Source organism: Acidobacteriota bacterium, from assembly GCA_028874215.1.
Lineage (GTDB): Bacteria > Acidobacteriota > UBA6911 > RPQK01 > JAJDTT01 > JAJDTT01.
The window spans coordinates 161,706-184,319 of sequence record JAPPLF010000061.1 but is presented as its reverse complement, the minus strand read 5'-3'; the positions used below and the strand labels follow the sequence as shown (position 1 = coordinate 184,319).

The following is a 22,614-nucleotide window of genomic DNA, read 5'->3' as shown; positions in this document are numbered from 1 at the left end:
GTTTTGGCATTGTCTACATGAATGCCAGCACCACTCCCGCCGTGACGATCACGTTGGCCAGGGCCAGCGGGAGAAAGAGCTTCCAGCCGTACCGCATCAACTGGTCGAAGCGGTATCGGGGAAGTGTTCCCCGGATCCAGATGAAGACGTAAAGCAGTAAAAACACCTTGATCACGAACCACAACAGCGGTGGGATCACGTCCAGGAACGAGAGCCACTCCACGTTGGGAAACGGCCTCAGCCAACCTCCCAGGAACAGGGTCACCGCCACCGCGCTGACCGTGACCATGGCGGCATATTCGGCGATGAAGAAGAGTGAGAAGCGGAAGCCGCTGTATTCGGTATGGAAACCGCCCACCAGCTCGGTTTCCGCCTCGGGGAGGTCGAAGGGCAGCCGGTTGGTTTCGGCCATGCCGCAGATGAAGAACAGGACGAAGGCCAAGGGCTGGTAAAAGATGTACCAGACCTCGGCTTCCCGCTGATTCTCCACGATCTGGACCAGGCTCAGCGACTGGGTCACCAGCAGCACACCGATCACGGAGAAGCCCAGGGCCACCTCGTAGCTGATCATCTGGGCGCTGGAGCGAAGCGCTCCCAACAGCGGATATTTGCTGTTGGAGGCCCACCCTCCCAGGATGACTCCCAGGATTCCCACGGAGGAAATGGAGAGCACGAACAACAGCGCGATGTTGATGTCGGTGACGAATCCTCCCGAAGCGGCCGAGTGGGTCGCGATGGACTCCACGGCGGCCGCGTCCAGAAAAGGACTCAGCGCCGAGCGCAGCAGGTTCTCCATCATGCCGGGAGGACCGAAGGGAATGACGGCGAACACCACGAAGGCGGGGACCAGGCTGATGGCCGGAGCCAGCGTGAAAATCAGCTTGTCCGACCGGGCCGGGACGATGTCTTCCTTGAGGATGAACTTCAGCCCGTCGGCGATAGGCTGAAGCAACCCGTGCCAACCCACGCGCATGGGTCCCAGCCGCACCTGGATATGGGCGATGACCTTGCGCTCGAGCAGGGTCATGTAGGCGACGGCGCCTGAAAGAACCAGTACGATCACCGCGACCTTGGCGAACGGTATGATTCCGTAGACGATGATCCACTCGGCCATTAGCGGTCGATCTCCCCCAGCACGATGTCCAGCGTTCCGATGATGGCCACCACGTCCGCCACCAGGTGTCCGCGCACCAGCCTCCGCAGCGCCTGGAGACTGATGAACGTGGGTGGACGGATGCGGAGCCGGAAGGGTTGCGGCGATCCGTCGCTGACGATGTAGTATCCCAACTCACCCCTGGGGCTCTCGATGCCCGAGTAGTATTCGCCTACGGGCGGCTTGGGAATCTTGGGAGCCCGGCCTCGGACCGGGCCGTCGGGCAGGTCATCCAGGATCTGGGCGATGATGCGGCGGCTCTGCCGCATCTCTTCGAGCCGGATCAGGTAGCGGTCGTAGGTGTCGCCGTTCTTCCCCACGGGCACGTCGAATTGGAACTGCTCGTATCCGCCATAGGGCCGGAGCTTGCGCAGGTCGTGGTCGACCCCGGAGCCCCTGAGCGGGGGGCCGCTCAGCCCCCAGTCGATGGCCTCTTCGGCCGAAATGACGCCGACCCCCCTGGTGCGCTCCAACCAGATCCGATTCCGGGTGAGGAGCTGCTCGTACTCGTCGACGCGCTTCGGAAACTCGTCGATGAACTTCCGGCAGGCCGCCTCGAACCCGGGAGGCATGTCCAGCCACAACCCTCCCAGCCGGAAGGCGTGGGTGGTCAGTCGCGCGCCGAAGATAGCCTCGAACAGCTTCAGGACCTCTTCCCTCTCGCGAAAGCAGTAGAGGAAGACGGTCATGGCCCCGATGTCGATGGCATGGGTGGCCAGCCAGAGCAAATGGCTCGCGATCCGGTTGAATTCCGTCATCATGATCCGAATGCGCCGGGCGCGCTCCGGGATTTCTATCCCCAGCATCTTCTCCACTCCGAGCACATAGCCGTAGACGTTGGAAACGGCGGCGATGTAGTCCGTCCGGTCGAAGTAGGGAGTGCACTTGATGTAGTTCCGGTTCTCGGCGATCTTCTCCACCCCCCGGTGGAGGTAGCCGATGATGCTCTCGGCGTCGACCACCCGTTCCCCGTCCAGTTTGAGCCGGACTCGCAGCACGCCGTGAGTGGACGGGTGCTGGGGACCCATGTTGATCTCGAGTTCCTTGGTGTCGAGTATGGTCTGCCGTTCCATGGGTTAGTCGGGGGTCTTTCTGATCTTCAGGTGATTGCGGATCCAGCTCTGGTCCTGCAGTTTGATGTCGTAGTCCTTCCGCAGCGGAAATCCGTGCCAGTCCTCGGGCAGGAGAATGCGTTTCAGATCGGGATGGCCGGAGAACAGAATCCCGAACATGTCGTAGACCTCCCGCTCCAGCCAGTCGGCGGTCTTCCAGATGGAGGTCATGGACGGAACCGGATCGCCTTCCGCAAACCGGCTCTTGACGCGGAGCAGCCTCTTCGCGGCGTAGGAATAGAGCTGGTAGACCATCAGGAACCGCTCCTGGTCTCCCAGGTAATCCAGGGCCGAGATGTCGATCATGTAGTCGAAAGGCGATTCGGAATGGTCCCGAAGGGACAGCATGACGTCGTAGAGGACGCCCGGCTTCACCGTATAGATGCTCTGGCCCAGGAACGACTGTCCCGAGAGGATCTCCCCCGGGAACTGCTTTTTCAGGCCTTCCAGCAGGGCATCTTCCTTCAGGTCCTCGTAGCTTGGCCCCTTCTTTCTCGCCTTGCGAGGCCGCCGCTTGCGGAGCGGACGCTTGCGGAGCGGCCGTTTGCGAACCGGTCTCTTCCCCGCGGTCCGGGCGGTCCGGGCCTTGGGCTTGGGCCGGGCGGCGGGGGCCTCTCCGTCGGTACTGTCAGCGGTCGTCTCGCTCTTGGTGCGGGCCCGGATCCTGGGCTTGGGCCGCGCAGGCCGGGGCCTTCGCTTGGGCCGGGCGGCCGGAGCCTCTTCACCGGCGGGCGCAGCCGGGGTCTCTTCCGCTGCCCGGGACCGGATCTTCGGTCTGGGCCGGGCACCCCGGAGCCTTGGTCTGGGGCGGGTCCGGGGCCTTCGCTTGGGCCGGGTAGCCGGGGTCTCTTTCTCGGGAGCAGCCGCGGTTTCCTCCTCGGAAGGGGGAGCCGGGGTTTCCTTCACCGGAGGGGCAGCCGGAGTCTTTTCCTCGACAGGGACGGCAGCCCGGATTTCTTCCTCGGAAGGGGCGGCAGGAGTCTCCCGCTTGGGTCGGGCGGTCCGAATCTTCGGCTTGGGACGGTAACCCGCAATCCTCGACTTGCGGCGGGCCCGCTTGGGCTTATCGCCGCCTGTGTTGCTCTTCCTGGCCTTGGTTTCTTCGTCCATCTTCAAGAAGGATTGGGAAGGGCTACAGGGGAATCTAGCTGGCCCGCGGCTCCGGCTTGTCCGTGATACTCATCAGATCGATCTTGTCCTGGAGACGCATGAGTCCGTACAGAAGCGCCTCGGGCCGCGGCGGACACCCCGGTATGTACACGTCCACCGGTATGACTTTATCCACTCCCTGCAAGGTCGAATAGGTGTCGAACGGGCCTCCGGCGCTGGAGCAGGCTCCCATGGAGATGACCCACTTGGGATCCGGCATCTGCTCGTAGAGCCGCTGGATCACCTCGGCCATCTTCAGGGTCACGGTCCCGGCCACGATGATCAGGTCGGACTGGCGCGGCGAGGGCCGGAAGATGCCGGCACCGAACCGGTCCATGTCGAACCGGGAGGCGCCGGTGGCCATCATCTCGATGGCGCAGCAGGCCAAGCCGAAAGTCATGGGCCAGAGGGAGGACTTCCGCGCCCAGTTGAAAACCGAGTCGGCCGTCGTGGTGATGACGTTCTTCTCTATGCTCCGGTCCATGTTTCGACCTCGGTCAGGTTGATCGGAAACGGTTCGAGAGTCCGTGGCGAAAGTCCCGCTCCGCCCCGGTCGGGCTCAGCGGGATTTGTACCACGGGCTCCTATGCCCATTCCAGTGCGCCCTTCTTCCAGACGTAGAAATAGCCCACGATCAGAATCCCCAGGAAGATGACCATCTCGATGAACCCGAAGAGGGCCAGCTTGTCGTAGATGACCGCCCAGGGAAAGAGGAAGATCGTCTCCACGTCGAAGATGACGAAGAGGATGGCGATGATGTAGAAGCGCACCGAAAATCGGCCTCTGGCGTCGTCGACGGGGTCGACGCCGCATTCGTAGGGCATCAGCTTGTCGGCGGTGGGCAGATGGGGCCGTAGGAGCCTGCCCACCAGCAGTCCCACGACGGGAAGGGTGATGGCCACCAGGATGAAGATCAAAATGGGAATGTAGGATCCGAGCACCACGTTCTCCTTGGGGAAAGTCCCATCCGGGACCCGTTCGCCGTACGGGTGCCTATTCTAGCAGACCGAATCCCGGCGTTCGACGGGAATTGGAGAGGACTTTCCTGTCCCCCCTCCTGCCCGGCGAACGAATTGGCTGCCGGGGCTTTGGCTCGAGCCCGGTGAAACGGCGTAGTCCGGACGGTATCGATGAGCTTGCAACAGCAGGTCAGTATCCGCCTTCGTTGACGGACGAAGATCTTGACGATGGCGGCGACTCGCGCACCCGCGACGTGGACGATGTCTCCTGGGGAGTGACGGGTGGCGGGTAGGGCTTGATCTTGATCCGGTGTTCGTTCTTGCGGGCCTGCGCCAGATCGTACGCGGTCTGCCGGCGCAGCCAGAACTCGGCGTTGGACCATCCGGCTTTCTCCAGTCGAATGGCCATTGCCGGTGAAACGGCGGCTCGGCCGTTCAATACGCGGGAGAGGGTCCGACGCGCCACGCCCAACACCTTCGCCGCCTCCGTGACGCTCAGACCGAGCGGATCAAGACAGTTCCTTTTGATACTGCGGCCGGGATGCGGCGGATTCTTCATGGCCATGGATGGGACCTCCCAGTGGTCGTCGACCAGGTCGACATCGTACGCGTCGCCTGCTTCGAAGCGGAAGATGATTCGCCCGTTCCCTGGATGCCTTGGAGGTTGAACGGAGGCCGGCGATCGGCTATCGGCGCTCCGTTTCGGCGGTTGCGTGCCGCCGCTCCATTCACCCCGTCGGGTTGCGGGCCAAGATTTCCTCGTAGTACGGGATGGTCCGCTGAAGTCCTTCCCTCAGGTCCACGAACGGTTGCCAATCCAGATGCCGTTCCGCCCGGCCGATGTCGGGCTGCCGCCGGACCGGGTCGTCCTCCGGAATCACTCCGAACCGGATCTCGGATTTCGAGCTGGTGAGTTCCAGGATCAGCTTCGCCAACGACAGGATGGAACACTCTTGGGGACTGCCCAGGTTGACCGGTCCGGGGACCCGATCGGCGTCCATGAGTTGCTCAAGCCCCGCAACCATGTCGGAGACGAAACAGAAGGAGCGGGTCTGGGACCCGTCTCCGTAGACGGTCAGGGGCTCTCCCCGAAGCGCCTGGACCATGAAGTTGCTGACGACCCGTCCGTCCACCTCCGACATTCGCGGCCCGTAGGTGTTGAAGATGCGGGCGATCCTCACGTCGACGCCGTTCTGGCGCCGGTAATTGATCATCAGGGATTCGGCCACCCGCTTCCCCTCGTCATAGCAGCTTCGAGGACCGATGGGGTTCACGTTGCCCCAGTAGTCCTCCCGCTGGGGATGGACCAGGGGGTCTCCGTAAACTTCCGAAGTGCTGGCCTGAAGGATCCGGGCCCCGACCCTCTTGGCCAGGCCCAGGAGGTTGAGGGTGCCCATGACGTTGGTCTTCACCGTCTTGACCGGGTTGTACTGGTAGTGCACCGGCGCCGCCGGCGAGGCCAGGTTGTAGATCCGGTCCACCTCCAAAAGGATCGGCTGGGTCACGTCGTGGCGGATGAACTCGAAGTACGGGTGTTCCGTGAGCGGGAGGATGTTGCGCCGGCTGCCCGAGAACAGGTTGTCCAGGCAGAGCACGTCCGCGCCCTGCCGGAGCAGCGATTCGCAGAGGTGGCTGCCGATGAATCCGGCGCCTCCCGCTACCAGTATCCGTTCCCGGATCATCCCGTCTCCCCGCGTTGGTCCGCGAAAGGATTGACGATCGGAACGCCGAAATGCTCGAAATCCCGCACATTTCGGGTCGCTACCGTCAGCCTGTGGACGATCGCCACGGCAGCGATCATGGCATCCTGCATCAAGGTGTCCGATCGCCGGTGCATCAGCTTCGCCCACTCCCGAAAGACAGCGGCGTCCACCGCCAGTATGTGGTACGTGGCGATGACGCCGTTGAGCCATGCCTCCAGTTCCCTTGCTTTGACGGCGTCCTGCTCACGTGTGATTTCAATTCCTGCTTGAATTTCGCCTATCGTGACGGAGGAAAGGTACAACTGTTCGGCGGGCACACGCCTGATCCAGTGCAGCGTTGATTGGTGCGGAATGGGTCGACGCAACTCGGAGACGATGTTGGTGTCGAGAAGAAACACTGTCCTACTCGAAATGTGGAGCCGCACGTTTACGGAGTTCTCGACGCGGCGGCACCAGTGCTTCAGTGCGCGGCCCGGGAGCGAGAAGAAGTTCCTTGAGGTTCGGCTTCGCCATTTTCTCCAGTCGGCGCCACTGCTCGATGGGGACAAGCACCGCCGTCTCAACGCCTCGCTTCGTGACGATTTGCGGTCCTTCGGCGAGGCTCGTCGCCAGCAGTTCGCTGAAACGCGCCTTAGCCTCCTGTACCTGCCAGACGTTGCTCATGGGTTCCTCCGGTTGGGCTGGTACTGACTAGGAATAAGACTAGTTTGTACGGAGCGGAAGGTCAAGTCCCAGAGGACTTGACCCGTTTTTCGGTGTTGCTACGGGACTCGGCGCGTGAAACACGCCGCTCCCCCCGGTTTTCTATAATGCGTGCTCATGGCCGATCCGCAGGGGATCTCCTATGCCGGTGTGAACTACGGGGAGGCGGCGCCCTCTTCCGCCCCCTTCCGGCTCAGTAGTCCGTTCACTCCCAGCCGGGATCAGGACCGGGCCATCGAGGCGTTGGTCGGGGGCATCCGGGAAGGCCGGCGGAGCCAGGTTCTGCTGGGAGTCACCGGGTCGGGGAAGACCTTCACCATGGCCCGCGTCATCGAGCGGGTCAATCGGACCACTCTGGTCCTGAGTCACAACAAGACGCTGGCCGCCCAGCTCTACCAGGAGTTCCGGAACTTCTTCCCCGAGAACGCGGTGGAGTACTTCGTCAGCTACTACGACTATTACCAGCCGGAAGCCTACATCGCCTCCACCGACACCTACATCGAGAAGGAAGCGCTGATCAACGACGAGATCGACCGGCTGCGGCACTCGGCGACCCGATCCCTGTTCGAGCGCCGGGACTGCATCATCGTCTGCAGCGTGAGCTGCATCTACGGACTGGGGTCTCCCGAGGCCTACTATGGGATGCTGCTCATGCTGAGCGAGGGACAGCGGATCTCCCGCCAGGCGCTCCTGCGCAGGTTGGTGGACATCCAGTACGAGCGGACCGACCTGGATCTGGCCCGGGGGACCTTCCGGGCCCGGGGGGACATGGTCGAGGTGGTCCCTTCCTACGGGGACTACGGCATCCGGATCGAGCTGTTCGGCGACGAGGTGGACGGGATCTTCCAGTTCGATCCCTTGACCGGACAGACGCAGAAACGCCATCCCCGGATTCCCATCTATCCCCGTTCCCACTACGTGATGCCCGAGGAGCAGCGGGAACGCGCCATGGAGAGCATCCGGGATGAGCTGGCGGAGCACCACGGCCGGCTCGAGGAAGAAGGACGGCTGATGGAAGCCGAGAGGGTCCGGCAGCGGACCCTTTTCGACCTGGAGATGATGCGGACCGTCGGCTACTGCCGGGGGATCGAGAACTATTCCCGGCACCTCACCGGCCGCCTCCCGGGACAGGCTCCGCCCACGCTCATGGACTACCTGCCGAAGGAATCGCTCATCTTCATCGACGAGAGCCACGTGACCGTCCCCCAGGTCCGGGGCATGTACGAGGGAGACCGGTCCCGAAAGTTGAACCTGGTGAAGTACGGGTTTCGCCTCCCCTCGGCTCTCGACAATCGGCCCTTGAACTTCGCCGAGTTCGAGCTCCGCCGTCCTCCGACCCTCTACGTTTCGGCCACGCCGGCCGATTTCGAGCTGGAGGAGTGCGGAGGGGAGGTGGTGGAGCAGATCATTCGCCCCACCGGCCTCATGGATCCGGAAATCGAAGTGCGCCCGGTCCGCAACCAGATCGACGACCTGCTGGAAGAGATTCGGAGCCGGGCCGACCGCGGGGAGCGGGTCCTGGTCACCACCTTGACCAAGCGGATGGCCGAGGAGTTGACCGAGTACTACACCGAGATCGGCGTCATGGTCCGTTACCTTCATTCGGAAGTGGATACGTTGGACCGGGTCAAGCTGCTGCGGGATCTGCGCCTGGGCCGGTTCGACGTCCTGGTGGGAGTGAACCTGTTGCGCGAGGGCCTGGACCTGCCCGAGGTCTCGCTGGTGGCGGTGCTGGACGCCGACAAGGAAGGGTTTCTGCGCAGCGGCACGTCTCTGATCCAGACTTCGGGGCGGGCGGCTCGAAACGTCAACGGGAAGGTCATCATGTACGCCGACGTCGTCACCCGGTCCATGCGCCATGCCATTGAAGAGACGGGGAGGCGCCGGGATCTGCAGCGCGACTACAACAACGAGAACGGGATCACTCCGGAGAGCATCGTCAAGCCCGTGGACGCGACGCTGTTGGAGATGACCCAACTGGACTACTATGAAATCCCGCTGGTGGCCGAGGAGGTGGACCGGTACGGTTCCCCCCAGGAGATCGAGCAGGAGATACTCAAGCTGAGCGACGAAATGAAGCAGGCGGCCCAGAAGTTCGAGTTCGAGAAAGCGGCCCAATTGCGGGATCGGATCAAGCTGTTGCGGGAGACTCACCTCCAACTGGCGGGCGGCCCGGAGGCCATGGCCCAGGGGCAGGGTGCCGGATGACGCCGAGACGAATCGATCCGGTCCGGGCTCCCCTCGAGGGCGAGGTCCGGGTGCCGGGAGACAAGAGCATTTCCCATCGTTACGCCCTTCTGGGGGGCATGGCCGATGGCACCACCCGGATCCGCAACTTCGCCTCCAGTGAAGACTGCCGGGCCACTCTCTCCTGTATCGAGGCGCTCGGCGCCGGAGTGGTTCGAAACGCCTCCCGAGTGGAGGTCCACAGCCCGGGATGGCGGCGTTTCACCGCGCCGCGCCGGACCCTGGATGTTCAGAACAGCGGGACCACCATCCGGCTGCTCTCGGCACTGCTGGCGGCGGGCCGGTTCTCCTCCCGGGTCCAGGGAGATTCTTCTCTCAATCAGCGCCCCATGCAGCGCATCATGGAACCCCTGATCCGAATGGGCGCCCGGATCGAGGCCCGGGACGGGGGTTTGCCGCCTCTGCTGATCCGGGGCGGCCGGCTGACCGGGATCCGGTACCGGTTGCCCATCGCCAGTGCTCAGGTGAAGTCGTGCGTCCTGCTGGCCGGACTGATGGCCGAGGGCGAAACGGAGGTGGAGGAGACGGGGCCGTCCCGGGACCATACCGAGCGGGCCCTGCCCTTCTTCGGCGCTCCTTTGATTCAGAACGGAGCCCGCCTCCGGGTGCGGGGAGGCGCCCGTCTCCACGGCGTCGACTTCCGGATTCCAGGGGATTTCTCTTCCGCGTTGTTCTTCCTGGTGGCTGGCCTGCTGGTTCCGGGCAGCCGGATCGCCTTGAGGGGAGTCGGCGTCAATCCCACGCGGGCGGGATTCCTCTCGCTGCTGGAAGAGGCTGGCATCCGGGTTGAGAGGTCCGATGCTACTGAAAGCAACGGGGAGCCGGTCTGCGATCTGCAGATTCACGCGGATCCCGAGGTCCGAAGGCAGTTTCCCAACCAAATCTCGGGAGACTGGGTGGCCCGGCTCATCGACGAGATTCCGGCGCTGGCCATCTTGGGGACCAGTCTGGAACGGGGTTTCCAGGTTCGAGACGCCCAGGAACTGCGCCACAAGGAGTCGGACCGAATCCACTCCGTCGTGGTCAATCTGCGTGAACTCGGCGTGGACGTCCGCGAGCTCCCGGACGGGTTCGTCATTCCTCCCGGCAGCCGCATCCGAGGCGGACAGGTGCGGACCTTCGGCGATCATCGCATCGCCATGGCCTTCGCCCTGGCGGGCCTGGTGGCGGAGGACCCGGTGGAAGTGGACGATCCGGATTGCGTGGCCGTGTCCTATCCTGATTTCTTCCAACACTTGGAGGGGATTTGCCGCCGTTGAAGGGACACCTTTATCTGGTGGGATTCATGGGCAGCGGCAAATCGACCGTGGGGCCGGTTCTCGCAGGACAGTTGGGCCGGTCCTTCGTGGATCTGGATGATCTCATCGTGGACGCCGCGAAGATGGACATCCCCCGGATCTTCGATCTTCGGGGTGAAGCTCATTTCCGGGAGTTGGAAACCGGAATGCTGGCGGAGGTCCGGGACCGGGAGCCGGCGGTGGTGGCCCTGGGCGGAGGCGCGTTTTCCCAAGCGCCGAACCGCGACCTCATCTTCAGGTCCGGGATCGCCGTGACCCTCCGGATACCGCTGGAACTCGCCTGGCGGCGCTCCACTCAGATGGACAACCGTCCGCTGGCTCGGGACCGGAATCAGTTCGAAGCCCTGTACCGCAAGCGGCAGCCGGACTACGACTTGGCCGATCTGAAGGTCGGAGTCTCGGGGAGATCCCCGGAGCAGATCTGCCGGTTGATCCGCGATCGCCTCGAAACGGTTCATCGTAACCCCGATGAAGCGCGCAGGTGAGCGGAGACCGGATGCCAAAATTGGACAGGGTTCTGGATTATTCTCTTTGCGCCCCGCTGTTGGCGCGGGCTGGCGTTGGCCTTGATCACCGGAGAGGGACTGTCCACTCATGCCTGTTCTGCTGATCTTCCTTCTGATTGCCGTTTCCCAACCGGTCTCCGCCCAGTCGACGGAGCTCTTCTCCACCGAGGGGTACCGGGATCGAATGAAGTTCTGGACCGACGTTTTCACCCGGTACGGAGAGGGGGAGTACCAGATTCACGACAAGCACGATTTGAGGCTGGTCTACCGGGTGGTCCGAACCGGAGACCGGCAGACGGGGAGGACCGCGACACGCCGGCGCCGGCAGAAGTTGCGGAATGCCAGGGCGGACGTGCGGCGGCTCCTTCTGGATCTGGCCCGGCGAGAGCCGAGTGGATGGAGCGGCAAGCACCGCGAGATCGCGGAAGTCGTTCGAAGCGCCGGCTACTCTCTCTCCTCCAAGACCTTGAAGCGTCTTTCCGGAAACGTCCGCCATCAACGGGGAATCCGGGAACGTTTCCGTGCGGGTGTGATTCGCTCCGGCCGGTATCTGAAGCGGATGAAGGAGATCTTTCGCAGCGAGGGGATGCCGGAAGAGCTGGCCTATCTTCCCCACGTGGAGTCCAGCTTCAACGACCGGGCCTATTCCCATGCCGGAGCGGCGGGCGTCTGGCAGTTCATGCGGTCGACGGGCCGCCTGTACATGAAGATCAATCGCTCGGTGGACGAGCGGCTCCATCCGATTCGGGCCACCGAAGCGGCCGCCCGCCTGCTCAGGGCCAACTATCGGAGACTGGGGAACTGGCCTTTGGCGGTGACCGCCTACAACCAGGGGGCCAATGGCATGGCGAGGGCCAAGCGGCGCCATGGCCCGGACCTGCGAGTCATCATCAAACGCTATCGTTCCCGGACCTACGGCTTCGCCGGACAGAATTTCTATGCCGAGTTCCTGGCCGCCATCGAGATCGGCCGAAACCCGGAAAAGTACTTCGGCCCCATTCAAATGGACGAACCGAGGACCTTTGCTTCGGTCCGGCTCCAGGCGAACCGGCGGGTCGGTGATCTGGTGACGCACTCCGGGGTCAAGATGAATACGCTTCGGCGGCTCAACCCCCATATTCGGAGCAGGGTGTGGAGGAGGACGGGAGTGCTACCGGCGGGAGTGAGCCTCTATTTCCCGCCCGGCAAGCGCGAGCAGGTAACGGCCGCTCTCAGGTCGGCTCCGCGGGTGCAACTCGCGCAGCGGAGGGAGGTCGGACCAGGTGAGTATCGCGTCCGGCATGGAGATACGTTGAGCGGGATCGCCCGGCGGTTCGGGACGTCGGTGGCCACTCTCAGACGGAACAACAGCATCCGGGGCACGCGGATCTACGCCGGAGAGGTTCTCACGGTGTCGAAGCCCAAAAAGAAGAGCCGCACCGTCGCCGAGGCCCAGAGCCCGACCCCTTCCAGGGCTCAACGCGGCAACGCCGCCAGATCGGGCAGCCCGGAGGTCTATCGGGTCCGGCGAGGAGACAATCTTTGGCGCATTGCCAAGCGATTCGGGGTTTCGCCCAGCCAAATCCAGAGGGCCAACAACATCCGGCACCGTGATCGTATCCACCCGGGCCAGACGCTTCGCATCCCGCAGTAGGTCCTGGGACGCTCGACACGCCCAGGCCCCGGTCAGCCGGCAACGCCGGTCTTCCGCCTGTCGGAATCGTGACTGAAGACCGGTTCGCCCCCGCCGGGAGCCGCTTCCGCCTGGATCCGGGCGCCTTCCGTCAGTGAGCCGGCAACGATGAGCCGCGCCAGTGGATTCTCGATCCGCCGCTGAATGGCCCGCTTGAGCGGACGGGCTCCGTAGACGGGATCGTAGCCCTCCCGCACCAGTTGCATCCTGAGCTCGTTGCTCAACTCCAAAGTCATTCGGCGCTCTTTCAGGCGCTGCCGCAAGAGATCCAACTGAATCTCCACGATCTGTTTCAGATGATCCTGAGACAGGGAGTGGAAGACGATCCGGTCGTCGATTCGATTCAGAAACTCGGGACGGAAGTGCTGAGCCAGTTTCCGGATCACGGCCTGCTTCATCCTCTCGAATTCGGTTCCGTCGGAGGCCCCCCGGTAGTCCAGGATGTCGGCGCTGCCCAGGTTCGAGGTCATGATGATGATGCAGTTCTTGAAATCCACCGTCCTGCCCTTGCCGTCGGTGAGGCGGCCGTCGTCCAGGATCTGGAGGAGGAGGTTGAAGACGTCGAAGTGGGCCTTCTCGATCTCGTCGAAGAGGAGCACGGAGTAGGGTCTGCGCCGGATCGCCTCGCTCAGTTGGCCCCCCTCCTCGTGTCCCACGTAGCCGGGAGGAGCACCGATCAGTCGCGCCACCGTGTGCTTCTCCTGGTATTCGGACATGTCGATGCGGATCATGGCCTGTTCGTCGTCAAAGAGGGCCTCGGCCAACGCTCTCCCCAGCTCCGTTTTTCCGACTCCCGTCGGACCCAGGAAAAGGAAGCTGCCGATGGGGCGGGCAGGGTCCTTGAGTCCGGCCCGGGAACGGATGACGGCTTCCGAGACGGCCCGAATCGCCTCGTCCTGGCCAACGACTCTTCGATGGAGCGTCTCGCCCAGGTTCAGGAGCCGCTCCATTTCGCCCTCCATGAGCCGGGAGACCGGGATGCCGGTCCAGTGGCTGACCACGTCGGCGATGTCTTCCTCGCCCACGTCCTCCTTCAAGAGAGGGGCCGCTCCCTGTTTGCGGTCCAGCCTCTGCTGCTCGGCCTTCAGTTTCCGTTCCAGGCATGCCAGAGTTCCGTACTTGAGTTCGGCCGCCTGATTCAGGTCGTATTCCCGTTCCGATTGTTCGATCCGGATCTTGGTCTCCTCGATCCGCTCTCTGATTGTTCGCAGTTGCCGGACTCCCTCCTGTTCGGACTGCCATTGCGCCTTGAGCGCGGTGGCCCTGTCCCGTTCCTCGGCCAACTCCTTTTCGATCCGGTCCAGCCGGTCCCGGGAGCCCTTGTCCTTCTCCTTGCGCAGCGCCTCCCTTTCGATCTCCAGTTGCATCACCCGCCGCTGGGTCTCGTCCAGTTCGGTGGGCATGGAATCCATTTCGGTCCGAAGCTTGGCTGCGGCCTCGTCCATCAGGTCGATGGCCTTGTCGGGCAGAAAACGGTCCGGAATGTAGCGGTTCGAGAGGACGGAGGCCGCCACCAGCGCCGTGTCTCTGATGTGGACGCCGTGGTGGACCTCGTAGCGTTCCTTCAGACCTCTCAGGATCGAAATGGTGTCCTCGACCGAAGGCTGGTCCACCAGGACCGGCTGGAACCGCCGCTCCAGCGCGCTGTCCTTTTCCACGTGTTTCCGATATTCGTCCACGGTGGTGGCGCCGATGCAGTGGAGCTCGCCCCGGGCCAGCATGGGTTTGAGCAGGTTGCCCGCGTCCATGGCTCCTTCGACCCGGCCCGCGCCCACCACCGTGTGGAGCTCGTCGATGAAGAGGATGACTTCGCCTTCCTGCTCCTGAACCGCCTTGAGGACGGCCTTGAGGCGCTCCTCGAATTCGCCCCGGTACTTGGCGCCGGCGATCAGGGCTCCCATGTCCAGCGAGACGACCCGGCGGCGTTTCAGGCCTTCCGGCACGTCGCCCCGGACGATGCGTTGAGCCAGGCCTTCCGCGATGGCCGTCTTGCCGACGCCCGGGTCGCCGATCAGGACCGGGTTGTTCTTGGTTCTGCGGGACAGGACCTGCATCAGCCGGCGGATTTCGTAGTCTCTTCCGATGACCGGGTCGAGCTTCCCGGCGGTGGCCAGCCGGGTCAGGTCCCGGCCGTACTGCTCCAGGGCCTCGTAGGTCGCCTCGGGATTTGGAGAGGTCACCCTCTGGCTGCCGCGAACGTCCCGCAGGGTCTGCATCAGGCGCTCGCGGCTGATTCCCTGCGCCTGCAGGAGGCGTCCGGCGGCGCCCGTATCCTTGACCATGGCCAGCAGCAGGTGCTCGACGGACACGTACTCGTCGTTGAGCTGTTTCGCTTCCTCCTGAGCTCTGTTCAAGAGCTGCGTCAAGCGAGGTGTGGCGTAGACCTGGCCGGCCGGCGCAGCGGGTCCGCTCACCCGGGCGCGGCTTTGCAAATCCTGGCGCAGCCTCCGGGTCAGTTGGCCGGGGTCCAGGTCGGCCTTGTTCAGGATGGATGCCGCCAGCCCTTGCTCCTGCTCCAGCAGGGCGGCCAGAAGATGCTCCACGTCCACCTGTTGGTGGCCGAGGTTCCCGGCCACCGCCTCGGCCCGGGTCAGGCCTTCGCGAACGCTCTCGGTCAATCGATTCAGTTCCATGTTCCGATCCTCCACTGTCCGGTCTCCCCTCCTTATAGGATCGGCCCTCGACCGCCGCAAGGAAGCGCGGACCTTCGCGGATATTCCGTTTTGAGGCGCCGCCGGATGACGGCTCCACGGATGAGGTCTACGGCCGGTCCCCGGTTTCTCGCACCTGCCCGCCGTAGTAGACTGCGCCTGTTCTACACGACGTTGGAGCGAGCCCCGATATGGCCGAGAAGGACAGTGAAGGAAGGTTTCAGGTCACCGACCGGCGAAGCTGGCTCGAAGATGAGTCGGTCATCGACCGGTCGCAGGTCCCGGAGACGCGGTATCCCACTTACGTGGAGGAATTGAAGGCCCGGACCGAGTTGGCCGAACGGAAGCTGAAGCAGAGGCTCGAGCAGCTCGAGTCCGACAACGACGCGCTACGCCAACGTCTTGAACGGACCCTGGAACAGCGCCTGGACCGGTTCAAAATGGACCTCCTCCGCCAGTTCCTGGAGGTGGTGGACAACCTGGAGCGGGCGTTGGAGGCGGCCGAGAGCGGTTCCGACCTGCAAGAGCTCCGAAAGGGCGTGGAGTTGAATCTCCGGCTCTTCCTGGATCGGCTCAGGGAGGCGGGGATCGAGCCCATCGAGGTGTTGAACCAGCCCTTCGATCCCCATCTGACGGAGGCCGTGGGGCTCATTCCGGTCACCGACCCCGAACTGGATCAACGGGTCGTCGAGGTGGTTCAGAGGGGCTATCGGTACGGGGACCGGCTCCTGCGTCCTGCAAGAGCCCGAGTCGGCCGCCTGGTCGACGCCGCACCCGGCGGAGAGTCCGAATCCGGCGCGAAACAGGAGTGAGGGTCTTCCGGAACGAGGGGTCAGCGGGCAAGTCTTGCCTGCTGCTGCAGCCGTTGGGAAGACACTCCCTTGAAGGCATGGCAGAGGGCCACGGCCAGGGCGTCGGCCGCGTCGTTGGGCCGGGGGCGTTCCTTGAGCTTGAGCAGGATCCGGACCATGGCCTGAACCTCCTCCTTGGTCGCCCGCCCGGTGACCGAGATCGATTTCTTGACCTCCCGCGGAGAGTATTCGAAGAGCGGAATCTCCAGTTCCGCGGCGGCCAGCAGGACCACCCCGCGGGCGTGCCCCAACTGGAGAGCGCTGCGGGCATTGACTGCATGAAAGACCGATTCCACGGCCACCACGGCTGGAGCGTGACGGCGGAGTACGCTCCCAAGTTCGTGGTAGATGGTCTTGAGCCGTTGCTCGAAAGGAGTCTTCAGCCTGCGGTCATGACAGCGGATCGCGCCGTAATCGACGCAACGGCAGTGATTCCCGAGTATCGAGATGACCCCGAAGCCGGTGATGCGGCTCCCCGGATCGAGGCCCATGACGATGGTGGGCGAGGGTTGACCCATCAGGTCTGGAGAAGCGCCTCCATCTCCTGCTCGTCGATGTCGAAGTTGGCGTAGACATGCTGGACGTCGTCGTGGTCCTCGAGGGCGTCCATCAGTTTCAACATCTTTCCCGCCATCTTGCCTTCCATCCTGAGGGAATTCTGGGGAAGCATGGTGATCTGACTCGACTCCGTGGGGATGTTGGACGCTTCCAGTTCCTGCCGCACCTGCTCGAAGTTCTCGAACGGAGTGTAGACGGCCAGCGTGTCGCCTTCGGTCTGGAGATCGTCGGCCCCGGCGTCCAGCACCACCTCCAACAGCGTTTCTTCCGAGACGGAGTCGCTGGGCACCCCGAAGTATCCCCGCTTCTCGAACATCCATAGAACGCTGCCCGTCTCTCCCAGACTCCCGCCGTTCTTGGAAAAGATGTGCCGGATCTCGGCCACGGTCCGGTTCCTGTTGTCGGTCAGCGTCTCGATCAGAACCGCCACGCCGCCGGGGCCGTAGCCCTCGTAGGTCACGGAGTCGAAGTTCTGGCCCGGGAGTTCGCCCGTCCCCTTCATGACCGCTCGTTCTATGTTGTCGTGGGGCATATTGGCCGCCTTGGCCGTCTGAATGGCGGTGCGCAGCCGCGGATTGGCGTCCGGGTCTCCGCCGCCCGTACGGGCCGCCACGGTGATTTCCCGGATCATCTTGCTGAACATCTTGCCCCGCTTGGCATCCACGACGGCCTTCTTGTGCCGAATGGAATGCCACTTGGAATGTCCTGACATGGGCGGATCTCCTGGTCGTTGTTGGCGCCTATTGTAACATGGCGTCTCGGTGGGCCAGAGTCCGCAACCGGGGGATCGAACGGGTTTTGACCAAGTATCGTTGTGTGGTCCAGTATCGCTCCGAGGGTTATTCCGGGTGGCAGGTCCAGAAGAATCGTCCCACCATCGGCGGAACCCTCGAAGCCGCGCTGGCCCGGATCACGGGCGAGACCGTCTCCGTCGTGGGCGCCGGGAGAACCGATGCCGGGGTGCATGCCCTGGGCCAGGTGGCGCACTTCAGGCTCCGTCGTCAACGGACGCCCGACCGCCTGCTGAAATCTCTCAACGGCGTTCTCCCCTCCCGGATTCGGGTGCTCCGGTTGAGCGTGGCTTCCGACGCCTTTCATGCCCAGAAGGACGCGACGCGGAAACGCTACATCTATCGTCTCTACAACGGCCCCATACTCTCTCCGTTTCTGGAGGGCAGGGTGCTGCAGGTCTACCGCCCCCTCTCCCTGGAGGCGATGCAACAGGCGTCGGAACTGATCGTCGGCACCCGTGATTTCACCGGCTTTACGGCCTCGGCGTCGCAGGTGAAGAACCGCGTCCGAACCGTTTTCGTTTCCCGTTGGCGGCGGAAGGGAAGGCACTTTTCCTACCGAATCGAGGGTGACGGCTTTCTCCATCACATGGTCCGGAACCTCGCGGGCACCATGATCCAGATTGGACACGGTCAAAGGCCGGCGACGGACATGACCGCGATTCTGGAATCCCGGGACCGGCGCCTGGCCGGGCCCACCGCCCCCGCGCATGGCCTGTTCCTGGCGCGGGTGTGGTACCGGAATTGAAAGCTCCAGTCACCGCTCGGTCCCATCCGGGAGGGCTCCGAATTGTGGTAGATTTAGCCCACCGCAATGACTCCCCCCTTTGAGAACTTCACCGGCATCGTCGAGCCTGGAAGCCTGGAAGCGCGCCTGCTGGCGCAACTCGATCCACACAAGTTGCCCCGCCATGTGGCCATCATCATGGACGGTAACGGCCGCTGGGCCCGGCAGCGGGGCCTGCCCCGGGTCAAGGGCCACAACGCCGGGATCAAGGCGGTTCGGGCTACGGTCGAGACCAGCGTCCGGCTCAACATCCCGGTGCTGACCCTCTACGCCTTCTCGGTGGAGAACTGGAAGCGGCCCATGAGCGAGGTCAATACCTTGATGGAGCTGCTCAAGGAATATCTGCGGAAGGAGTTGCCGGAGATCCAGGAAAACGACATTCGTTTCCACGCCATCGGGCGGATCCACGAGCTTCCCCGCTCGGTCCGGAGGGAGTTGCGGCACGTCGAGGAGGAGTCCCGGTTCAACCGGGGGATGAAGATGGTCCTGGCGCTGAACTACAGCGGCCGGGCCGAACTGGTGGACGCGTTCAACTCACTGCTCCTGCAGGGGAGAACCCGGCGGGTGAGTGAATTGGAGGTGCAGCGGAGTCTCTATACGGGCGATCTTCCCGATCCGGATCTCTTGATCCGCACCAGCGGAGAGATGCGAATCAGCAACTTCCTGCTCTGGCAGATCGCGTACTCCGAGATCTACGTCACCGACGTGTTCTGGCCGGACTTCCGGTCCCAACACCTGCTGGAGTCGATCCTGGCCTACCAGAAGCGGGAGCGGCGTTACGGGGGAATCCGATCCCGTTCCCTGCAAGGCGCCAGATGATCCTCCGCACCCTGAGCGTCGCCGTACTGGCGCCGCTGGTCCTCTTGATTATCGTGTTGGCGCCCGCCCCGGTGTTCCTGGGCTTCCTGGATCTGATCCTCCTGATCGCAGTCCTGGAACTGTTTCGGCTCCTGGCGCCCTTGGGAGCCAGGAAGCCCCTTCCTGCCATCGCCGCGTGCCTGATTCTTCCCTGGGTGTGGAATCAGGGAGGGAACGCGGTCGTAGCCTACCTGCTGGGAGCCTGCCTCTTCCTGTTCACCGCCAATCTCTACCGGTTCTCCAACCACCGGGACGCCCTGGCTTCGGCTTCGGCCAGCCTCATGGCGCTCTTGTATCTGGGGCTGCCCGTGTCGTTGCTGGCCGGGTACCGGAACAGATCCGACGAGCTGCTCATGATTCTGGCCATCGTCTGGTCATGCGACATCGCAGCTTATCTGGTCGGGTCGCGCTGGGGACGCCGCCGCATCGTTCCCCGGTTGAGCCCGGCGAAGTCCCTGGAGGGATTCGCCGCCGGTCTCGCCGCCGCGCCGGCGCTGGCCGTATTGTTGGGGTATGGCCTGCTCGGCCGTTCCGATTGGGGATTGTTGTCGCTGGTAGGCGTCGTGGTGGGGTTGGCAGCCATCCTGGGGGATCTCTTCGAGTCGCTCCTCAAGCGTGCCGTCGGCGCCAAGGACAGCGGTTCCCTGATTCCCGGACACGGGGGAATTTTGGACCGGATCGACAGTCTGCTCTTCGCTTTTCCCGTCTATCATTGCCTGTCTTTTCTGCTAGGATGATGCGCTGAGACGGCTATTCGGCGCGTTTCTTCGCGCCTGAAAGTCCGCATCGATTTTGGCCCTGGACTGTCGAATGCCGTGACGACTTTTACCACGGGCTGTTCAGCGCCGCGCTCGATCGATCGCCTGACGAACCCCGGAAGAAGATGAAGAAGATTTCGATTCTGGGCTCTACGGGTTCCGTTGGACGCAGCACGCTGAGTCTGGTCGATCTGAACCCGGATCAGTTCCGGATCGTGGGGTTGGCGGCGCGAAGAAATGCCGCTCGACTCCTGGAACAGGCCCGGAAATATTCTCCGCTCGCCGTCGCCCTTCATGATCGTGAGCAGGCGGCGTGGCTCCGGCAGCGACTTCCGGGGACGCCGGTTTGGGAGGGGCAGGAAGGGGTGTCGAAACTGGCCGCCGAAGTGGAGGCGGGAATGGTGGTGGCAGCCATTACCGGTGCCGCGGGTCTGATTCCCACGCTGGCCGCCATCCTGGCGGGCCGGGACGTGGCTCTGGCCAACAAAGAGACGTTGGTGATGGCGGGGGAGTTGGTGATGCGGGAGGTCCGGGACGCAAAGGTCCGCCTGCTGCCCGTCGACAGCGAGCACAGCGCCATTCACCAATGTCTCAACGGGGAGCGGATGGCCCAGGTCAAGCGGATTCTGCTCACCGCTTCCGGCGGCCCCTTCTTTGGCAAGTCCCTCCGGGAGCTGAGCGACGTGACGGTACAGGAGGCCTTGAACCATCCGACCTGGAAGATGGGACCCAAGATCACCGTGGACTCGGCCACGCTCATGAACAAGGGTCTGGAGGTGATCGAAGCGCACCATCTTTTCGGCCTGCGGCCGGGGCAGGTGGAAATCGTGATCCATCCCCAATCGATGATTCACTCCATGGTGGAGTTCGTGGACGGGGCCATCATGGCCCAACTGGGAATCACCGACATGCGTCTTCCCATCGGCTACGCCCTGAGCTACCCGGACCGCTGCAGCCTGCCGGTCCCGTCCCTGGACCTGTTCGCGTTGACGCCGCTGGCGTTCCATCCGCCGGACCCCGTCAAGTTTCCCTGCCTGCGCCTGGCCGGAGCGGCTCTGCAAGAGGGACGGACCTACCCCGCGGCCCTCAATGCCGCCAACGAAGTGGCCGTCGGACTATTTCTGGAGGAACGAATTCCTTTTCGGGATATTCCCGCCACGATCGAGGGAGTGCTGGACCGGCACCGGCCACAGGAACCCGATTCCCTGGAAGTCGTTCTGGAAGCGGACCGGAGGTCCCGGCGCGTGGCAAACGAACTGGCTCTGGCCAGAATCTGACTGCCCGCGGGGGAGAACGGGGAACAGAAGCGGGCTGCGGCACGTTTGAGGATCCGAGAGTTGGAGCGAATGTCGTTTACGATTGAGACGGCGGGTCGCAGGGATACCGAGTTCCGTCCCTGGAGCCCTGTCAGAAAGGCGAGATTCCTTTGCAGTTGATCGGTGATTTCGGGACCACCCTGCTGGCCTTCATTTTTGTCTTGGGGGTCATGATCTTCGTCCACGAGTTGGGACATTACGCGGTTGCCAAGTATCTGGGCATTCGCGTCGACGTGTTCTCCCTCGGATTCGGCCCCAGGCTGGCGGGGTTTCGCCGTGGCGACACCGACTACCGGGTGAGCATTTTACCCCTGGGCGGTTACGTCAAGATGGCCGGAGAGAACTATGACGAGTCGTTCACCGGTTCCGGCGACGAGTTTCTGGCCCACCCCAAGCGGCATCGTTTCGCCGTGGCCGTGGCCGGCCCCTTGATGAACATCGTCCTGGCCGTTCTGCTGTCGGCCGCCGCCTACACGCTGGGGGTCCAGGTGCTCGCCTACCGGTCCGGACCGGCGGAAATCGGGGCGGTGGCCGACGATTCCCCTGCCGTAGCGGCGGGGATTCAGATTCGCGACACGATCGTGGCCATCGATGGAGACGAAGTGTCCACCTGGCAGGATGCCGAGATCGCCATCGCCACGAGTCCCGGGCAGAGCCTTCGCCTGACTCTCGACCGGGGAGGGAAACGAATCGATAAACGGGTGCTGGTCGCCGCGGCGTCGGAAAGAGGCGAGATCGGAACCATCGGAGTGGAGCCCTGGATCCCATTCATCATCACCGGAACCATGGAAGGCTCGCCGGCGCAAGCCGCCGGATTGAAGCCGGGTGACGAGATCCTGGAGGTCCGGGGAGAGAACGGTTCCGTCGATGAACCCTCTGCCATCTCGCCGTTCGTGTCGGAACGCGAAGGAGAACCGTTGCTGTTCAAGCTGCGGCGGGGCGAAGAGTTCCTGGAGGCCACCATTCGCCCGGCGGAGATCGACGGCAGGGTTCTGATCGGTGTCGAGCGAGGTCCCCCCGTCCGCGTCGAGAAGTACGGAATCGTGGAGTCCCTGGCCCTGTCGATCCGGAGGAACGGAGAATTGGTCCTCTTGATCGGTCAAATCATCGGCAAGATCGTGACCGGCAGGGCCTCCCTCCGGAGCATGTCAGGTCCCATCGACATCGCCCGCTATTCGGGGGCCGCCGCGTCGGGCGGGTTGGTTCCCCTGATGGGATTCATGGCCCTGGTGTCCCTGAACCTGGGGATCCTGAACCTCTTTCCCATCCCTGTCCTGGACGGAGGCCTCATCGCCATGTTGGCCATCGAGGGGCTCATCGGCAGGGACCTCAGCATGAAGGTGAAGGAACGGATCTTTCAGGCCGGCTTTTTTTTCCTGATCCTGCTGATGGGGGTCATTCTCTTCAACGACCTCTCCAAGAATCTGCCCTTTTGAGAAATCGGGGGAGTGAAGAAAGGCGCGTCGTTTCCGTGTAGAGGGGACCACGGTCGAGAGTGGTCTCATCACGGAAACGGCAGCCGGACTGACTCGATCCCTTTTTT

General features: G+C 63.5%; 22 protein-coding genes. 10 read left to right on the top strand and 12 right to left on the bottom strand.

Annotated elements, in window-relative coordinates:
• Positions 1 to 13: 13 nt before the first annotated feature.
• The 9 genes from nuoH to OXT71_11595 form a co-directional block, all read right to left on the bottom strand.
• Complete coding sequence (gene nuoH / locus OXT71_11635) at positions 14 to 1,114, bottom strand: NADH-quinone oxidoreductase subunit NuoH (GenBank protein MDE2927039.1); 1,101 nt, start codon at positions 1,112 to 1,114, stop codon at positions 14 to 16.
• The gene (locus tag OXT71_11630; protein MDE2927038.1) at positions 1,114 to 2,211 is read right to left on the bottom strand and encodes an NADH-quinone oxidoreductase subunit D; all 1,098 of its coding nucleotides are present in this window, start codon (positions 2,209 to 2,211) and stop codon (positions 1,114 to 1,116) included. The genes nuoH and OXT71_11630 overlap by 1 nt, the downstream gene beginning before the upstream one ends.
• Before the next feature lie 18 nt (positions 2,212 to 2,229).
• Positions 2,230 to 3,375, bottom strand: coding sequence for an NADH-quinone oxidoreductase subunit C (locus OXT71_11625; GenBank protein MDE2927037.1), 1,146 nt, complete (start codon positions 3,373 to 3,375; stop codon positions 2,230 to 2,232).
• A gap of 34 nt (positions 3,376 to 3,409) precedes the next feature.
• Positions 3,410 to 3,898 (bottom strand): NADH-quinone oxidoreductase subunit B, encoded by a 489-nt coding sequence (locus OXT71_11620; GenBank protein ID MDE2927036.1) that lies wholly within the window; start codon positions 3,896 to 3,898, stop codon positions 3,410 to 3,412.
• Between the two features lie 100 nt (positions 3,899 to 3,998).
• Positions 3,999 to 4,355: an NADH-quinone oxidoreductase subunit A gene (ndhC, locus tag OXT71_11615; GenBank protein ID MDE2927035.1), complete on the bottom strand. Its 357-nt coding sequence runs from the start codon at positions 4,353 to 4,355 to the stop codon at positions 3,999 to 4,001.
• A gap of 208 nt (positions 4,356 to 4,563) precedes the next feature.
• On the bottom strand, positions 4,564 to 4,938 hold the full coding sequence (locus OXT71_11610) for a HigA family addiction module antitoxin (protein ID MDE2927034.1): 375 nt from the start codon (positions 4,936 to 4,938) through the stop codon (positions 4,564 to 4,566).
• 163 nt (positions 4,939 to 5,101) lie between these two features.
• Positions 5,102 to 6,055, bottom strand: a complete 954-nt coding sequence (locus OXT71_11605) for an SDR family oxidoreductase (protein MDE2927033.1) — start codon at positions 6,053 to 6,055, stop codon at positions 5,102 to 5,104.
• Entirely contained in the window at positions 6,052 to 6,474 is a 423-nt protein-coding gene (locus tag OXT71_11600; GenBank protein ID MDE2927032.1) for a type II toxin-antitoxin system VapC family toxin, read from the bottom strand. The genes OXT71_11605 and OXT71_11600 overlap by 4 nt, the downstream gene beginning before the upstream one ends.
• Positions 6,475 to 6,478: 4 nt before the next feature.
• Positions 6,479 to 6,739, bottom strand: a complete 261-nt coding sequence (locus OXT71_11595; GenBank protein ID MDE2927031.1) for a type II toxin-antitoxin system Phd/YefM family antitoxin — start codon at positions 6,737 to 6,739, stop codon at positions 6,479 to 6,481.
• A 156-nt stretch (positions 6,740 to 6,895) separates the two neighbouring features.
• Between OXT71_11595 and uvrB the strand changes: the two genes are divergently transcribed.
• The 4 genes from uvrB to OXT71_11575 all read left to right on the top strand — a co-directional run bounded on the left by uvrB (position 6,896) and on the right by OXT71_11575 (position 12,462).
• Complete coding sequence (gene uvrB / locus OXT71_11590; protein ID MDE2927030.1) at positions 6,896 to 8,986, top strand: excinuclease ABC subunit UvrB; 2,091 nt, start codon at positions 6,896 to 6,898, stop codon at positions 8,984 to 8,986.
• Entirely contained in the window at positions 8,983 to 10,284 is a 1,302-nt protein-coding gene (gene aroA / locus OXT71_11585) for a 3-phosphoshikimate 1-carboxyvinyltransferase (GenBank protein ID MDE2927029.1), read from the top strand. Before uvrB ends, aroA begins: the two co-directional genes overlap by 4 nt.
• Positions 10,281 to 10,808: a shikimate kinase gene (locus tag OXT71_11580; protein MDE2927028.1), complete on the top strand. Its 528-nt coding sequence runs from the start codon at positions 10,281 to 10,283 to the stop codon at positions 10,806 to 10,808. Before aroA ends, OXT71_11580 begins: the two co-directional genes overlap by 4 nt.
• Positions 10,809 to 10,917: 109 nt before the next feature.
• Positions 10,918 to 12,462: a LysM peptidoglycan-binding domain-containing protein gene (locus OXT71_11575; GenBank protein MDE2927027.1), complete on the top strand. Its 1,545-nt coding sequence runs from the start codon at positions 10,918 to 10,920 to the stop codon at positions 12,460 to 12,462.
• A gap of 32 nt (positions 12,463 to 12,494) precedes the next feature.
• On the opposite strand, the gene clpB is transcribed toward OXT71_11575, so the two are convergent.
• A complete protein-coding gene (gene clpB, locus OXT71_11570) occupies positions 12,495 to 15,134 on the bottom strand; it encodes an ATP-dependent chaperone ClpB (GenBank protein MDE2927026.1) in 2,640 nt (879 codons plus the stop codon).
• Between the two features lie 209 nt (positions 15,135 to 15,343).
• Between clpB and OXT71_11565 the strand changes: the two genes are divergently transcribed.
• Positions 15,344 to 15,964: a nucleotide exchange factor GrpE gene (locus OXT71_11565; GenBank protein ID MDE2927025.1), complete on the top strand. Its 621-nt coding sequence runs from the start codon at positions 15,344 to 15,346 to the stop codon at positions 15,962 to 15,964.
• Between the two features lie 20 nt (positions 15,965 to 15,984).
• Here the strand turns inward: OXT71_11565 and ruvC are convergent, their stop codons facing one another.
• Complete coding sequence (gene ruvC / locus OXT71_11560; protein ID MDE2927024.1) at positions 15,985 to 16,521, bottom strand: crossover junction endodeoxyribonuclease RuvC; 537 nt, start codon at positions 16,519 to 16,521, stop codon at positions 15,985 to 15,987.
• A complete protein-coding gene (locus OXT71_11555; protein MDE2927023.1) occupies positions 16,521 to 17,273 on the bottom strand; it encodes a YebC/PmpR family DNA-binding transcriptional regulator in 753 nt (250 codons plus the stop codon). Before OXT71_11555 ends, ruvC begins: the two co-directional genes overlap by 1 nt.
• Positions 17,274 to 17,311: 38 nt before the next feature.
• Here OXT71_11555 and truA point away from each other — a divergent pair, with 38 nt between their 5' ends.
• The 5 genes from truA (at position 17,312) to rseP (ending at position 22,507) form a co-directional block, all read left to right on the top strand.
• The gene (gene truA, locus OXT71_11550) at positions 17,312 to 18,100 is read left to right on the top strand and encodes a tRNA pseudouridine(38-40) synthase TruA (protein MDE2927022.1); all 789 of its coding nucleotides are present in this window, start codon (positions 17,312 to 17,314) and stop codon (positions 18,098 to 18,100) included.
• A gap of 66 nt (positions 18,101 to 18,166) precedes the next feature.
• Positions 18,167 to 18,958 (top strand): isoprenyl transferase, encoded by a 792-nt coding sequence (locus OXT71_11545; protein MDE2927021.1) that lies wholly within the window; start codon positions 18,167 to 18,169, stop codon positions 18,956 to 18,958.
• On the top strand, positions 18,955 to 19,734 hold the full coding sequence (locus OXT71_11540; GenBank protein MDE2927020.1) for a phosphatidate cytidylyltransferase: 780 nt from the start codon (positions 18,955 to 18,957) through the stop codon (positions 19,732 to 19,734). Before OXT71_11545 ends, OXT71_11540 begins: the two co-directional genes overlap by 4 nt.
• 146 nt (positions 19,735 to 19,880) lie before the next feature.
• Positions 19,881 to 21,032 carry a 1-deoxy-D-xylulose-5-phosphate reductoisomerase gene (locus OXT71_11535; protein MDE2927019.1) on the top strand — a complete coding sequence of 384 codons (1,152 nt, stop codon included), beginning with the start codon at positions 19,881 to 19,883 and terminating at the stop codon, positions 21,030 to 21,032.
• 149 nt (positions 21,033 to 21,181) lie between these two features.
• On the top strand, positions 21,182 to 22,507 hold the full coding sequence (gene rseP / locus OXT71_11530) for an RIP metalloprotease RseP (GenBank protein MDE2927018.1): 1,326 nt from the start codon (positions 21,182 to 21,184) through the stop codon (positions 22,505 to 22,507).
• Positions 22,508 to 22,614 lie beyond the last annotated feature (107 nt).